12 protein-coding genes are annotated in these 14,094 nt (G+C 55.2%); 9 read left to right on the forward strand and 3 right to left on the reverse strand.

All coding sequences use genetic code 11. From position 1 onward, the window contains the following. The first annotated feature begins 131 nt into the window (after nt 1–131). The 3 genes from ftsA (at nt 132) to lpxC (ending at nt 3,709) form a co-directional block, all read left to right on the forward strand. On the forward strand, nt 132–1,421 hold the full coding sequence (ftsA, locus tag IEW65_RS05065; RefSeq protein ID WP_188638410.1) for a cell division protein FtsA: 1,290 nt from the start codon (nt 132–134) through the stop codon (nt 1,419–1,421). A 34-nt stretch (nt 1,422–1,455) separates the two neighbouring features. Further along, on the forward strand, nt 1,456–2,640 hold the full coding sequence (ftsZ, locus tag IEW65_RS05070) for a cell division protein FtsZ (protein ID WP_188638411.1): 1,185 nt from the start codon (nt 1,456–1,458) through the stop codon (nt 2,638–2,640). A gap of 157 nt (nt 2,641–2,797) precedes the next feature. Then, nucleotides 2,798–3,709: a UDP-3-O-acyl-N-acetylglucosamine deacetylase gene (gene lpxC / locus IEW65_RS05075; RefSeq protein ID WP_188638412.1), complete on the forward strand. Its 912-nt coding sequence runs from the start codon at nt 2,798–2,800 to the stop codon at nt 3,707–3,709. A gap of 105 nt (nt 3,710–3,814) precedes the next feature. Here lpxC and IEW65_RS05080 read toward each other — a convergent pair whose 3' ends face one another. Beyond that, nucleotides 3,815–4,285, reverse strand: a complete 471-nt coding sequence (locus IEW65_RS05080; protein WP_188638413.1) for a DUF721 domain-containing protein — start codon at nt 4,283–4,285, stop codon at nt 3,815–3,817. 111 nt (nt 4,286–4,396) lie between these two features. On the opposite strand from IEW65_RS05080, the gene IEW65_RS05085 reads away from it, so the two are divergent. The 4 genes from IEW65_RS05085 to IEW65_RS05100 all read left to right on the forward strand — a co-directional run bounded on the left by IEW65_RS05085 (nt 4,397) and on the right by IEW65_RS05100 (nt 9,863). Then, complete coding sequence (locus IEW65_RS05085; protein WP_188638414.1) at nt 4,397–4,768, forward strand: hypothetical protein; 372 nt, start codon at nt 4,397–4,399, stop codon at nt 4,766–4,768. 68 nt (nt 4,769–4,836) lie between these two features. Continuing rightward, complete coding sequence (secA, locus tag IEW65_RS05090; protein WP_188638415.1) at nt 4,837–7,563, forward strand: preprotein translocase subunit SecA; 2,727 nt, start codon at nt 4,837–4,839, stop codon at nt 7,561–7,563. A 36-nt stretch (nt 7,564–7,599) separates the two neighbouring features. Next, entirely contained in the window at nt 7,600–8,829 is a 1,230-nt protein-coding gene (argJ, locus tag IEW65_RS05095) for a bifunctional glutamate N-acetyltransferase/amino-acid acetyltransferase ArgJ (protein ID WP_188638416.1), read from the forward strand. A gap of 77 nt (nt 8,830–8,906) precedes the next feature. Continuing rightward, nucleotides 8,907–9,863 carry a Nudix family hydrolase gene (locus tag IEW65_RS05100; RefSeq protein ID WP_188638417.1) on the forward strand — a complete coding sequence of 319 codons (957 nt, stop codon included), beginning with the start codon at nt 8,907–8,909 and terminating at the stop codon, nt 9,861–9,863. Nucleotides 9,864–9,958: 95 nt separating this feature from the next. On the opposite strand, the gene IEW65_RS05105 is transcribed toward IEW65_RS05100, so the two are convergent. Together IEW65_RS05105 and IEW65_RS05110 are read right to left on the reverse strand one after the other, a co-directional pair. Then, nucleotides 9,959–10,861 carry a carbon-nitrogen hydrolase gene (locus IEW65_RS05105; protein WP_188638418.1) on the reverse strand — a complete coding sequence of 301 codons (903 nt, stop codon included), beginning with the start codon at nt 10,859–10,861 and terminating at the stop codon, nt 9,959–9,961. A gap of 10 nt (nt 10,862–10,871) precedes the next feature. Then, the gene (locus IEW65_RS05110) at nt 10,872–11,942 is read right to left on the reverse strand and encodes an agmatine deiminase family protein (protein WP_188638419.1); all 1,071 of its coding nucleotides are present in this window, start codon (nt 11,940–11,942) and stop codon (nt 10,872–10,874) included. 198 nt (nt 11,943–12,140) lie between these two features. On the opposite strand from IEW65_RS05110, the gene IEW65_RS05115 reads away from it, so the two are divergent. Next, a complete protein-coding gene (locus IEW65_RS05115; protein ID WP_188638420.1) occupies nt 12,141–13,382 on the forward strand; it encodes a lipoprotein-releasing ABC transporter permease subunit in 1,242 nt (413 codons plus the stop codon). A 10-nt stretch (nt 13,383–13,392) separates the two neighbouring features. Continuing rightward, nucleotides 13,393–14,091: an ABC transporter ATP-binding protein gene (locus tag IEW65_RS05120; RefSeq protein WP_188638421.1), complete on the forward strand. Its 699-nt coding sequence runs from the start codon at nt 13,393–13,395 to the stop codon at nt 14,089–14,091. The last annotated feature ends 3 nt before the right edge of the window (nt 14,092–14,094 follow it).

Here is a 14,094-nt window from a genome sequence, read left to right on the forward strand (position 1 = left end):
TCAGCGGTTAGCTCGATCAACGAGTGTTAAATTTATATTTATTCATTAAAGTTGGGGGAAGTCTTGTTTGCTGCGGCAAATAACCTGCCCTCTGCGTTCATTTAAACGACGTCAAGGAGATTTACCGACTCATGGCAGGCTCACCCAACGCATCCAATATGGTTGTCGGGCTGGACATTGGAACGTCCAAGGTCGTCGCGATAGTCGGTCAACCCACTGATGATGGTGGGATTGAGATTGCCGGTATCGGTTCCCATCCCTCCCGCGGCATGAAGCGCGGCGTTGTCATCAATATTGAGTCCACAGTTCAGTCAATTCAGCGTGCGGTCGAAGAAGCCGAGTTGATGGCAGGTTGTGATATTCACTCGGTATATGTGGGCGTAGCAGGTAGTCATATCAGCTCTATGAATTCCGATGGTGTGGTGGCTATTAAAGAGCGTGAAGTGACGCCTTCGGATATTGAGCGCGTGATTGACTCTGCTCGGGCCAGAGCGATTTCTGAAGGGCAACGCGTACTGCACGTATTGCCGCAAGAGTTTTCCATTGATGCCCAAGGTGGTATTCGCGAGCCGCTCGGCATGTCTGGGGTGCGGCTAGAGGCGCAGGTGCATCTAGTGACCGCCGCGCTGAATGCGGTTCAAAACATTGAAAAATGCGTACGCCGCTGTGGCTTAGACGTTGACGCTATCATTCTCGAGCAGTTGGCTTCGAGTATGGCCGTGCTGACAGAAGACGAGCGTGAGCTAGGCGTCTGCATGGTAGATATTGGCGGTGGCACCACGGATATGGCTATCTTTACAGAAGGGGCCATTCGCCACACGGCCGTTATTCCTATCGCGGGTGATCAAGTCACCAACGATATTGCCATGGCATTACGCACGCCAACGCAACATGCGGAAGAGATAAAAGTTAAGTATGCTTGTGCTCTAACTCAGCTGGCTGCAAGTGATGAAATGATTAAGGTGCCTAGCGTAGGCGACCGCCCGGCACGAGATCTCTCGCGTCAGGCGTTGGCCGAAGTGGTCGAGCCACGCTATGAAGAACTGTTTACTTTAGTACGAGACGAATTACGCCGCAGTGGCTATGAAGATATGGTCGCAGCGGGTGTGGTGCTCACCGGCGGCACCTCGCGCATGGAGGGTGTAAGCGAGCTAGCAGAGGAGATTTTTCATATGCCAGTTCGCATTGCCTGCCCGCAAAATGTCAGAGGCTTGGCAGATGTGGTTCGCAATCCTATCTATGCGACGGGCGTTGGTTTACTGCATTATGCACTGCAGGAAACGCGTCATGGGCAAGGCCTAGAAAGCCACGGGGGAGTCGTTGCGGCCCACAAAGGACGTAACGAATTAGCCCGGCGTGATATCAAGGATGGCCATTCGGCGCTGGCAAGAATCAAAGGCTGGTTCAAAGGAAATTTCTGATAGGGCCGCAAGCGCGGTTCAGGAGACGGGGCTTATGTTCGAATTGGTAGATAACGCACCCTCGAGCAGTGCGGTCATCAAAGTAGTGGGTGTTGGCGGCGGCGGCGGTAATGCTGTCAACCACATGGTCGAGAGCAATATTGAAGGCGTCGAATTTATTTGCGCCAATACCGATGCTCAGGCGCTTAAGCGCGTATCGGCAAAAACAGTACTGCAACTAGGCAGCGAAATCACCAAAGGGCTTGGTGCTGGCGCTAACCCAGAGGTAGGGCGTCAAGCTGCCATGGAAGATCGTGAGCGTATTGCTGAGCTACTTAGCGGCGCAGACATGGTCTTTATCACCGCCGGCATGGGCGGCGGCACCGGTACTGGTGGCGCACCTGTTGTGGCGCAGGTGGCAAAAGAGCTGGGTATCCTCACGGTGGCGGTCGTTACTCGCCCATTCCCGTTTGAAGGGCCTAAGCGTATGCGTGCGGCTGAAGAGGGCATGAAAGAGCTCTCTGAACACGTTGATTCTTTGATCACTATTCCCAACGAAAAACTGCTGTCAGTGTTGGGAAAAAATGCCACGCTGCTGACGGCCTTCAGTGCAGCGAACGACGTGCTGCTAGGCGCAGTGCAGGGCATTGCCGAGCTGATTACCAGTCCCGGTATTATTAACGTCGACTTTGCCGACGTACGCACTGTGATGTCCGAAATGGGCATGGCGATGATGGGCACAGGCGGCGCTACAGGTGAGAACCGTGCCCGTGAAGCGGCTGAAAAAGCGATTCGCAGCCCGCTGTTGGAAGATATCGACCTACACGGTGCGCGCGGTATTCTGGTCAACATCACTGCTGGCCCAGACCTCTCCATTGGTGAGTTCAACGACGTCGGTGCCACGGTACAAGAGTTTGCCTCACCAGAAGCAACCATTGTGGTGGGTACTTCCATTGATATGGAAATGTCCGATGAACTGCGCGTCACGGTCGTTGCGGCAGGCTTAGACGGCAGTAAGGCGAAAGCAGCAACTCGTGAACCAGCACGCCGCTCCGCAGCCGATACTGGCTCCTCTTCCGACTACCGCAAGTTGCAGCAGCCGACCGTCATGCGCCAGCAGGCAACGGCACGTGCTGAGGCTCCAGAACCGGCACCTAAGCCCCGCGCTGAAAAACGTCGCTCAGTCGATGCTGACGACTATCTCGATATCCCCGCATTTTTGCGTCGCCAAGCGGATTAATCCCCGCTATCAGGATCATTGAGGCAGCAAACGAGAGTTTTATTGGTTAAAACACTCGTTTGCTGTTAAAGTGAACACTGTTTGATAACTTTCTTTCCCCTGCGGGCTTTGTAGCATTAAGCTGCGAACCGCCGTCATCAGAGCTTGACCACTACCCATGATCAGACAACGCACATTACAAAACGTCATTCGCGCCACTGGAGTGGGTCTGCACTCTGGCAAAAAAGTCCATATGGCTTTGCGTCCGGCACCGGCCAATACCGGTATTGTGTTTGTCAGAACCGATCTGGACCCAGTGGTGCACGTCCCTGCTCGTGCCGAATTGGTAGAAGACACCACGCTGTGCACCGCGCTCTCCTATGAAGGCGTCAAAGTCGCGACGGTTGAGCATTTGATGTCGGCCTTTGCTGGTTTAGGTATCGACAATGCTTACGTCGATATTAGCGCGCCTGAAGTGCCTATTATGGATGGCAGCGCCAGTCCTTTTGTCTTTCTGATCCAATCAGCGGGCATTTTGGAGCAGGATGCAGCGAAGAAGTTTATCCGCATTAAGCGCCGTATCGGCGTCACTGATGGTGATAAAGAGGCTACTTTCTTGCCTCACCAGGGCTTCAAAGTATCGTTCGCGATCGATTTTGATCATCCGGTGTTTGAGCAGCAAAAACAGACAGCACTGATCGACTTTTCGACCACCTCGTTCGTAAAAGAAGTCTCCCGTGCACGTACTTTCGGGTTTATGCGCGATTTAGAGTATCTACGTTCCAACAATTTGGCGCTAGGCGGCAGCTTAGAAAATGCCATTGTGGTAGATGACTATCGCATTGTGAACGAGGGTGGATTGCGCTACGAAGATGAGTTTGTTAAGCATAAGGTGCTAGATGCCATTGGTGATCTGTATCAGCTTGGCTATAGCCTGATTGGCGAGTTCCGTGGCGTGAAGTCGGGTCATGCATTAAATAACCAGCTATGCCGCGAGCTGATGGCGCAGCCTGACGCATTTGAAATTGTGACGTTTGAAGAAGAGAAGGCAGTGGCACCTATCTCCTACGCGGCTCCTGCCATGGCGTAGCTTGGTATAAAGTAAAATGTTGGGGGAGTGGAGTTGAAATAACGAAACGGCACCCCACCTTATAAAGCATCGCTACGGCGGTGCTTTATGCGTTTTAGGGCGTTACTATTTGGGTTCTATAGGGCGAGCAGCGTGTGAAGCAAGCCGCTCAAGGGCGTTTTTTAATTTAGGGTTGTCAGTGTCTTTGGCGCACTCGGCCAGGGTTTTTCCCGCATCATCTGAAAGCGTACGTGTGTAGCGTTTAGGCGTTTCGATGGGGCGTATTGGGCGAACTTTTAGGGTGAACCCTGTGACCCCTTCAAAGCCGGGCAGCTGGTGGAGTAAGTCCAGTAGGCGTGACTGTTCATAGCGTAACCACGTTAACCAGCTGGCTTGCCCACTGATCAATGTGAGTCGCCCATTACTAAAGCCGCCGACAAAAATGTGTTCGCGCATTTCTTCAGGTAAATGGGCGCGAAGATGGCGCTGTGCTTGATCAATGAGGCGTGACTGGCGCATGAGTTGCCCGACACCGCCAGACTTGGTCAGCAGTTGGGCAATGGGCTGTGCGCGAGAACGCTTAACCTTTATACTCATCAACTTGATTCCTAGGGTGTTGCTAGTAACGTCGTACTGGCGAATACAAACAGCGCCTGTGATTGACCGCCAATGAAAAGAGCCTAACACGCTCGGGAGCCAGTCCACAGCATGCCATCAACGTCAGAAATCGTTTCTGCTTCGCCCCGGCGTCAACGACGCTATGGCTTAGCACGTTGGTGGTTGGCTGGTCTGTTGGTGAGCTGTTTACTGCCCGCTAGTTTACACCCTTCAGATGCGCTGCGAAGCAGCGACCGTAATGTCTGCATCTGCTTTTGGATGCCAGCGATGCTGCGTGCCCAATCGCATTGGATTGCCAAGAAGCGTCGCGCACTTCGTCGCTGGGTCTCACGCCAAACGCGCTGGTTATCCAGTGTTCGCCGCCGTCCTCTCTGGTTACCGCTGATCACGCTGCGCTTTGTTGCCGCCAGCGATGTGATCACCCCTCGTGGGCCGCCCACCCAGCTGCATCATCTTGTCTAAATTTACCTGCATTTGACTTACATAAAGGGCGCACCTGGATGGGTCGCTCATGATGACTTGGAAATTTCATGCTTAATAATTTGTTACGTAAAGTTGTCGGCTCTAAAAATGACCGTGAAGTCAAACGCATGCAAAAAAGCGTGCAGAGCGTCAATGCGCTGGAAGAGACCCTGGCGGGCCTAAGCGATGCGGAACTCCAAGCGAAGACACCGGCACTGCGTCAGCAATTAGAGGAGGGAGCCTCGCTTGATAGTCTTCTTCCCGAAGCATTTGCTGTCGTTCGTGAAGCCAGTAAGCGTGTTATGGGTATGCGTCACTTCGATGTACAGATGGTCGGTGGTATGACGCTGCATCGTGGCCGTATTGCAGAGATGAAAACCGGTGAAGGTAAAACCCTGGTAGCCACCTTGGCAGTGTACTTGAACGCATTGCCAAACAAGGGTGTTCACGTAGTGACGGTCAATGACTATCTGGCACGTCGTGACGCCGAGTGGATGCGTCCTCTGTACGAGTTTTTGGGCCTCTCGGTAGGCGTTATCTTTGCCGGTCAAACAGGGGAAGAGAAGCGCCACGCTTACCAGTGCGATATTACTTACGGCACCAACAACGAGTTTGGCTTCGACTATCTTCGCGACAACATGGCGTTCTCGCTGGAAGATAAGGTGCAGCGCGGTCTGCACTACGCCATTGTGGATGAAGTCGACTCCATCTTGATTGACGAAGCGCGTACCCCGCTGATTATCTCTGGCGCGGTCGACGAAAATACCGATCTATACGGTATTGTGAATCGTCTGGCCCAGCAGCTTGAACAGGGTGAAGTCTCTGAGGACGATGAGGCACCGGTGAGCGGTGACTTCGTGCTTGAAGAGAAGCAAAAGCAGGTAGAGCTGACCGAGCAGGGCCACAATAAAGTGGAAGAGCTCATGCGGGCCGAAGGGCTGCTGGGTGAGGGCGAATCGCTCTATGCTGCCCAAAACCTGAACCTGCTGCAGCACATGCATTCGGCGCTACGCGCTCGCCATCTCTATCACCTGGACGTTGACTACATCGTGGCCGAAGGTCAGGTGGTGATTGTTGATGAGCACACTGGCCGTACCATGCCTGGGCGTCGGTGGTCAGAAGGCCTGCACCAAGCTGTAGAAGCCAAAGAAGGCGTTACCGTGCAGCGTGAAAGCCAGACGCTGGCCTCTACGACCTTCCAGAACTACTTCCGTCTGTATGAAAAACTGTCGGGTATGACGGGTACCGCAGATACAGAAGCGTTCGAATTCCGTCAAATCTATGGCCTTGATGTCATCGTTATTCCGACGAACCGCGTATTGGCACGTAAGGATCTGAATGACCTTGTGTACCTGAGTGCGGAAGAGAAGTACGAAGCCATTATCAAGGACGTAAAAACCGAAACGGAAGCTGGCCGCCCTGTGCTCGTGGGTACCGCTTCTATCGAAACGTCTGAATACCTGGCGCGCCTCATGCGCGAAGCCGGGCTGAAATTTAACGTGTTGAACGCCAAACAGCACCAGAGCGAAGCGGAAATTATTGCCCAGGCCGGGCGTCCTGGGGCCATCACGATTGCCACCAACATGGCCGGGCGCGGTACCGATATTATGTTGGGCGGTAACTGGGAAGCGGAAGCGGCGAAGCTGCAAAACCCAAGCCAAGCACAAATTGATGCGCTGAAGGCGGAATGGAAAAAACGCCATGAAGCGGTGCTGGAAGCGGGCGGCCTTCATGTGGTGGGTTCTGAGCGCCATGAATCACGGCGTATCGATAACCAGCTCCGCGGCCGTGCGGGTCGCCAGGGCGACCCGGGCTCTACACGCTTCTTCCTCTCTTTAGAAGACAGCCTGATGCGCCTGTTTGGCTCTGATCGTGTGAAGCGCTTAATGCAGGCGCTGGGTCTGGAGCGTGGCGAAGCCATCGAGCACAAAATGGTCTCCAATGCCGTTGAGCGCGCCCAGAAAAAAGTGGAAGGCCGCAACTTTGATATTCGTAAACAGCTCTTGGAGTACGATGACGTTGCCAACGATCAGCGTCGCGTGATTTACGAGCAGCGCAACGAAATTCTCGCTGCGGATGAAGTGTCTGCTGCCGTGGTGGGTATTCGTGAAGAGGTGATGGAAGAGGCGATCAGCGATTATGTACCGCCTCAGAGCCTGGCCGAGCAGTGGGATCTGCACGGTTTAGAAGCCCATCTGAAAACTGAGTTTAATCTTGATGCGCCGGTTGCACAGTGGGCAGCAGAAGATGAGCGCTTTAGCGAAGAGAAGCTACGCGAGCGCCTGCAAACCATGCATCGTGAAGCCTACGACGCCAAGATTGAGTCGGCAGGTGCTGCCCTCATCCAACGCTTTGAAAAGCAGGTGATGCTCCAAGTGCTGGATACGCGCTGGAAAGAGCACCTGCAGTCAATGGACCACCTGCGCCGTGGTATTCACCTGCGTGGCTATGCACAAAAGAATCCCAAGCAAGAGTATAAGCGCGAATCCTTCGAGCTTTTCCAACACTTGCTGACCAATATTAAATCTGATGTGACGCGTATTCTCAGTCACGTTCAAGTGCGCCAGCCAGAAGAAGTGGACGCCCTGGAACAGAAACGTCGTGAAGAGCTTGCCCGTGAAAAAGCGACCGCAGCCAGCCGCCATGATGCGCCTGATGCCGATGCCAACGAGGCGGCGCTACCGGGAGCTGATGGGCGTCCGCTACGTCGTGAAAACCCAAAAGTGGGCCGTAATGATCCTTGTGTATGCGGCTCGGGTAAGAAATATAAGCAGTGCTGCGGCAAACTGAGCTAACCACGTCTGGCGAAAGCGAACGTAGAGGAGAAAAACATGGCGGTGGGAAATCTTCCCTTTCCGGAATTGCCACCCCTTAATGGGGTGCGCCTGGGCACTGCAATGGCGGGCATTAAAAAGCCGGATCGTCGTGATATGGTGGTGATTGAGCTACCTGAAACGGCCACCGTGGCGGGAGTTTTTACTCGCAATGCGTTTTGCGCAGCCCCCGTCATCGTCGCCAAGGAGCATCTTGAACGGTGCTCCAGCAGCGGCGTTGCGCCGCGCTATTGGCTAATTAATACCGGTAATGCCAATGCGGGCACCGGTGAGACAGGCCTGCAGGATGCTTATGCCAGCTGTGCCGCTTTGGCTGAGCAGATGGGTGTTGAGCAGTCACAGGTGCTGCCTTTTTCCACGGGCGTTATTGGCGAGCCGCTGCCAATGAGCCGCCTGCTGGCGGGTTTGCCCAGTGCATTAGCGACGCTAGCCGATTCAAGCCAAGCGTGGCAGCAGGCAGGTGAGGGCATTTTAACCACCGATACCCGCGCAAAGGGTGCGACGGTGACAGTTGCCATTGGCGACCAGCAGGTCACCATCAACGGGATCACTAAAGGTTCGGGCATGATTAAGCCCAACATGGCGACCATGTTGGGCTTTGTCGCGACGGATGCGGCGATTGATCAGCCGCTATTGGCCACCCTGCTGCGAGAAACGGTGGATCGCTCGTTCAACTGCATCACTGTGGATAGCGATACCTCAACCAATGATGCCTGTATGTTAGCGGCTACGGGCACCGGCGCGCGTATCGAGAGTGAAGAGCACGTTGCTATCTTCCGTAACGCTCTGCAGCGGGTGATGACCGAGCTTGCACAGTCGATTATTCGTGATGGGGAGGGGGCTACCAAATTCATCACGCTACAGGTGAACGAGGCCAGCTCTCGCCAAGAAGCGTTAGATGTGGCGTTTACCGTGGCTCACTCGCCGCTGGTAAAAACCGCCTTATACGCTTCAGATGCTAACTGGGGGCGCATTTTGGCAGCGGTGGGTCGTGCGCCGGTCGAAGCATTTGACGTCAGTCGGGTCGTGATTGATCTAGGCGATGAACGCCTGGTCGAGAACGGAGGCCGCGCCACTAGCTACACCGAAGCGGCCGGCAGTGCCGTGATGGCCCAGGAAGAGATCACAATTCGCATTAATTTGGGGCGTGGTGACGAGGCGGCTACTGTATGGACCTCTGATCTCTCCCATGACTATGTGTCCATCAACGCGGATTACCGCAGCTAAGGCTGTGGCAACGTGCTAACGCAGCGAGATAGCGCCGCGCAGTATGAAGGCGGCGCGCACAAAGTGGATAAGACGTAATGAGTGTAATGGTAAAACGACGGGTTCATGTCGCGGCAGCTGCAATGATTAGCGCCGATCAAAAGCACGTGCTGATCGCGCGTCGGCCTTCAAACGTCGATCATGGCGGTTTGTGGGAGTTTCCTGGTGGCAAGCTGGCTCCTTATGAAACGGGGCTAGAGGGGCTGAAACGTGAGCTTCATGAAGAGTTAGGCGTTGAGATTGTGCGCGCCCAGCCGCTCATTCGCGTTCATCATGAGTACCCTGACAAACATATCCTGCTGGATGTATGGCAGGTGCATGAGTTTGCTGGCGAGCCGTTTGGTCGTGAAGGCCAGGCAGTGCGCTGGGTGCCGATGAATGAGCTGGTGAACTACCCATTCCCAGCAGCAAACCTGCCCATCTTACGTGCCGTCATGCTGCCCACTGAGTACCTGATTACCGGTGAGGAAGCCGACGACGAGCGCTTCGAGGCGCTGTTAGAGCGTGCTCTGCGTGAAGACAATATTCGCTTGGTGCAGCTGCGCGCTAAAAGCTTGGACGAAGCAGCCTATATTGCCCGTGCTGAGCGTGCGCTTAAGCTTTGTCGTGAGTTTGGTGCAAAGCTGCTGCTCAACGGCGAGCCAGCGCTTCTGGATCAGGTGGATGCGGATGGTATCCACCTGACCAGCGCGCGGTTAATGCAGCTGGATCGTCGCCCGATTGCGGAAAACAAATGGCTGTCGGCCTCCACGCACGATCAAAAGCAGCTCTCCCAAGCGGCCGTGCTGGGCTGTGATTTTGTCACGCTTTCTCCGCTACGCACCACGCCATCACATCCGGAAGTGGCCCCGATGGGCTGGCACGACTTCCAGCAGTTGGTGGAGCGTGCCGGTATGCCGGTATTCGCGCTGGGCGGTATGACCCGCTTTGACGCCAACCACGCGCGTGCGGTGGGTGCTCAGGGTATTGCATCGATTCGCGATTTCTGGAAATAAGTGCCGAGAAATAAGCGATGTCGGCTTAAGCGCTGATAGCAAAACGCCTGCTCTGGTGACAGAGCAGGCGTTTTTGGTTTTCAGATCACTCAAATTTAATCGCGATAGCGTCGGGTTAGGTCGCCGTAAGCGTCGATACGGCGGTCACGCAGGTAGGGCCATATGCGGCGAGTGTTTTCGCTACGTGCCATATCCAGGCTCACTACCAACTGCTCAGTCTCTTCACCGGCATGGGCTAGCAGTTCACCTTGCGGGCCGCAAATAAAGCTGCCGCCCCAAAACGCGATGCCATCGCCGACGCCAGAGTGGTCAGCCTCAAAGCCCACGCGGTTGGCAACCAGCACCGGCAGGCCATTAGCGACCCCGTGGGAGCGCTGAATCAGCGTCCAGGCATCTTTCTGGCGGGTTTTTTCCGCGTCGTCATCGTTAGGATCCCAGCCAATGGCGGTGGGGTAGAGCAGTAACTCAGCACCCGCCAGTGCCATTAAGCGGGCGGCTTCTGGGTACCACTGATCCCAACACACCAAAATGCCTAATCGACCCACCGAGGTGTCAATCGGCGTAAAGCCCTCTTTGCGGGCGTCGTCAGCATCGCCAGGGGTGAAGTAAAACTTCTCATAGAACCCTGGGTCGTCGGGAATGTGCATCTTACGGTATTGGCCAACGCGCCCCTTAGCGCGGTCATACACCACCGCAGTGTTGTGGTAGAGCCCTGCTGCGCGTTTTTCAAACAGCGAGCCCACCAGCACGATGTCTAGCTCTTTGGCCAGTGCGGCTAACCGCTGGCCGGTCGGGCCATCCAGCGGCTCGGCGAGATCAAACAGCGCTGGGTCTTCGTATTGGCAGAAGTAGTGCGTAGCATGCAGCTCTTGCAGTAGCACTAGCTGCGCCCCTTGGCTGGCCGCTTTGCGGATGCCCGCTTCGCTTTCCGCCAGGCTGCGTGCTTTATCGGGCCAGGCGGCTTGTTGAATCACCGCAACGTTAAGTGTCTGGGACATGCTGCCCTCCTTAAGAGTGAGTGGTAGCAGGTGCAAGCGTACCTTTGGGTAGCTGCATGGTTAAACAGTGCAGGCTGCCGTGTTGGCGAATCACGCTGACGCACTCAATAGGGATCAACGTATGTTCGGGGAAGGCAACGGCCAACGCTTGCAGCGCGGTGACATCGGCCGGATCACCATAGGTAGGTACCAGCACCGCATCGTTAATAATTAAAAAATTGGCATAGGTCGCCGGTAGGCGATGCCCGTCTTCCGGGTCAAAGCAGGCCTGAGGCCAGGGTAGTGCAATGAGCCGATAGGGTTCGCCGTTGCGCTGACGAAAGGCTTTCAACTCCTGCTCCATTGCTTGCAGCGCCGCATAGTGCGGGTCGGTGGGGTCATCGCAGCGCACATAGGCAATGGTAGAGGGGTTACAAAAACGTGCCAGGGTGTCCACATGGCTGTCCGTGTCGTCGCCTTCCAAATGCCCATTGGCCAGCCACAGCACGCGGTCTACGCCAAAGTCATCCGCCAAAAGCGCTTCAACGTCTTCCCGAGAGAGCAGCGGATTGCGGTTTGGGTTGAGCAGGCACGCTTCCGTGGTGAGCAGTGTGCCTTCGCCGTCAGTCTCGATAGCGCCGCCTTCTAACACCATCTCTCGAGAAGAGACCGGGCAGGCCCACACGCCTGCATCGGCTAGCCACTGTGTGAGCTGATTATCCCGTTCGGCGGGAAATTTACCGCCCCAACCGGTAAAGGTGTAATCCAGCAACAGGGGTTGATTATCTTCATCTACTACCGTGATCGGCCCATGATCCCGAGCCCAGGTATCATCAGTGGGTGCGACAATAAGCAGCAGCTGATGTTTGGGGATGCCGTAGGCATCAAACGTCGCGGTCAGGCGCTGATGGGTCGCCTCGTCTGGTACGCTAATGATCACGCGCTGATAGCGCGCCGTGGCAAGCACAATGCGCTCAAGCGTTGCTTCAATTCGCGACAGCATGTACGCCCAGTCGCCGTCGGGGCGGGGCCAGGTGAGCTGTAGGCCATCTTGAGGGTGCCATTCGGGCAATAAGCGGTGAGTCTTGGTAGCCAACGTCAAAGGTACTCTCACTAGTCAAAATAAGCTTACCCGGTGGGCAAGAGGGACGGGCGCAATTTAGGGGGTTGCCTCTGAACTTGCAAGCGATACCGTGTTTAAGGGAACGGCCCGGAAGGGGGCGACTCTAAGGCAGCGTTTGCACATGCAGCCATGCTAAAAAAACCGTACCATGGACGCCCATTATTAAGGAATGAAGCCATGCTTGATCGTTTGCCTTTTCTGGTGGGGCTGCGCTATGTGCGCGCTAAACGCCGGAACCACTTTATTTCGTTTATTTCTCTGACTTCAATGCTTGGGCTGATGCTGGGCGTTGCCGTACTGATTCTCGTCTTGTCGGTGATGAACGGTTTTGATCATGAGCTGCGCACGCGCATTTTAGGCATGGTGCCCCACACTAAAATCGAGTCGCAGGAAGGGCTGGTAGAGTGGGAGGCGTTGGCAGAGCAGTTAGTACAGCGTGATCGAGTGATTGGTGCCGCCCCTTACGTAGAACAGCAGGGCATGTTCTCTTCGGGTGGCCGCAACCAGGGCGCGATGGTCAACGGCATTCATCCCGATTGGGAAAGCCAAGTTTCCATTATTGGTGAGCATATGCGCCAGGGTGAACTGGCCGATCTTGTGCCCGGCGAATGGAATGTGGTGCTGGGGTCTATGCTGGCGCGCAGGCTGGGCGTTGGCGTTGGTGACCGTGTAACCCTATTGGTGCCAGAAGCGTCTATTACCCCAGCAGGCGTTTTTCCGCGCCTTAAGCGATTCACCGTCAGCGGCATTTTTAGCGTAGGGGCTGACTTGGACGCCAACTTGGCTTACGCCAACATTGAAGATATGCAAACACTGGCCCGTATGGGCGATGCAGTGGGTGGTTTGCGCCTGGAGTTAGATGACTTATTTGTGGCCGGAAGTGAGACCCAGGCTATTGTCGATGAGCTGGGCTCAGGCTACCGCGGCACCGACTGGACGTTCTCCCATGGCAATCTCTTCCAGGCGATTCAGATGGAGAAGCGCATGATTGCGCTACTGCTGACCGTCATTATCGCGGTTGCCGCGTTCAATATTGTGTCGACGCTGGTGATGGTCGTGACGGATAAGCGTGCTGATATTGCTATTTTACGTACCATTGGCGCGACGCCACGCTCAATCATGGGCATTTTTATTGTGCAGGGGCTGGCGATTGGGCTGATCGGGATTGCGGTAGGTGTCGCGGTGGGTATTTTACTGGCACTCACCATTTCTGATTTGATTGGCTGGTTTGAGAGCGCGTTTGGTATCCAGTTCTTGGATGCGGGGGTCTACTTTATCAGTGACCTGCCGTCGCGCCTGGAATGGAGTGATGTGCGTGATATCGTCATTGCCGCGTTTGGTTTGACGTTCCTCTCTACCTTGTATCCCGCATGGCGGGCTGCTCGTGTTCAACCTGCCGATGTACTTCGCTATGAATAAGGATGCTCCGATGACGTCAACCAACGTTAATGCCGTCATGCTGAAATGCCGTGAGCTAACCCGCGTTTACAGTGAAGGCCCGCAAGATCTCACCGTGCTGGATCAGCTTGACCTGACCGTGCATGCAGGTGAGCGTGTCGCCATTGTGGGTAGCTCTGGGTCTGGTAAAACCACGCTGTTAAATTTGCTGGGGGGCTTGGATCGCCCCAGTGCTGGAAGCGTAGTGATCGGTGGTGAGCCGTTGTCCGGACTGAATGAAGCCGCGCTTGGCCGTTTTCGTAATCAATATATTGGCTTCGTTTATCAGTTTCACCACCTACTCGCGGAGTTTACGGCGGTGGAAAACGCTGCGTTGCCGCTGATTATTCGCGGGCAGTCGAAAAAAGCGGCTGAACAGCGCGCCATGCAGATATTGGAACGCGTAGGAATGAAGGCACGCGCTGACCATAAGCCCGGTGAGCTGTCGGGCGGTGAGCGCCAGCGGGTAGCGATTGCCCGTGCGCTGGTCACCGATCCAAGCTTGGTGTTGATGGATGAGCCGACCGGCAATCTAGACCAAACTACCGCTGCGACCATTCTGGCGCTCATGGATGAGTTGGCTAAGGAGAGCGCCTGTGCGTTTGTTATCGTGACGCACGATGTCAGCTTGGCCGCCCACCAGGATCGCGTCATGAAACTGGATGGTGGGCGCTTGGTCGCTCAGGTATAGCGA

The sequence above is a fragment of the Vreelandella lutescens genome (genome assembly GCF_014640815.1).
Taxonomy (GTDB): Bacteria; Pseudomonadota; Gammaproteobacteria; order Pseudomonadales; family Halomonadaceae; genus Vreelandella; species Vreelandella lutescens.

Coding starts and splice junctions, on each gene's coding strand:
- ftsA (WP_188638410.1), top strand. CDS start 132: ATGGCAGGCTCACCCAACGCATCCAATATGGTTGTCGGGCTGGACATT.
- ftsZ (WP_188638411.1), top strand. CDS start 1,456: ATGTTCGAATTGGTAGATAACGCACCCTCGAGCAGTGCGGTCATCAAA.
- lpxC (WP_188638412.1), top strand. CDS start 2,798: ATGATCAGACAACGCACATTACAAAACGTCATTCGCGCCACTGGAGTG.
- IEW65_RS05080 (WP_188638413.1), bottom strand. CDS start 4,285: ATGAGTATAAAGGTTAAGCGTTCTCGCGCACAGCCCATTGCCCAACTG.
- IEW65_RS05085 (WP_188638414.1), top strand. CDS start 4,397: ATGCCATCAACGTCAGAAATCGTTTCTGCTTCGCCCCGGCGTCAACGA.
- secA (WP_188638415.1), top strand. CDS start 4,837: ATGCTTAATAATTTGTTACGTAAAGTTGTCGGCTCTAAAAATGACCGT.
- argJ (WP_188638416.1), top strand. CDS start 7,600: ATGGCGGTGGGAAATCTTCCCTTTCCGGAATTGCCACCCCTTAATGGG.
- IEW65_RS05100 (WP_188638417.1), top strand. CDS start 8,907: ATGAGTGTAATGGTAAAACGACGGGTTCATGTCGCGGCAGCTGCAATG.
- IEW65_RS05105 (WP_188638418.1), bottom strand. CDS start 10,861: ATGTCCCAGACACTTAACGTTGCGGTGATTCAACAAGCCGCCTGGCCC.
- IEW65_RS05115 (WP_188638420.1), top strand. CDS start 12,141: ATGCTTGATCGTTTGCCTTTTCTGGTGGGGCTGCGCTATGTGCGCGCT.
- IEW65_RS05120 (WP_188638421.1), top strand. CDS start 13,393: ATGACGTCAACCAACGTTAATGCCGTCATGCTGAAATGCCGTGAGCTA.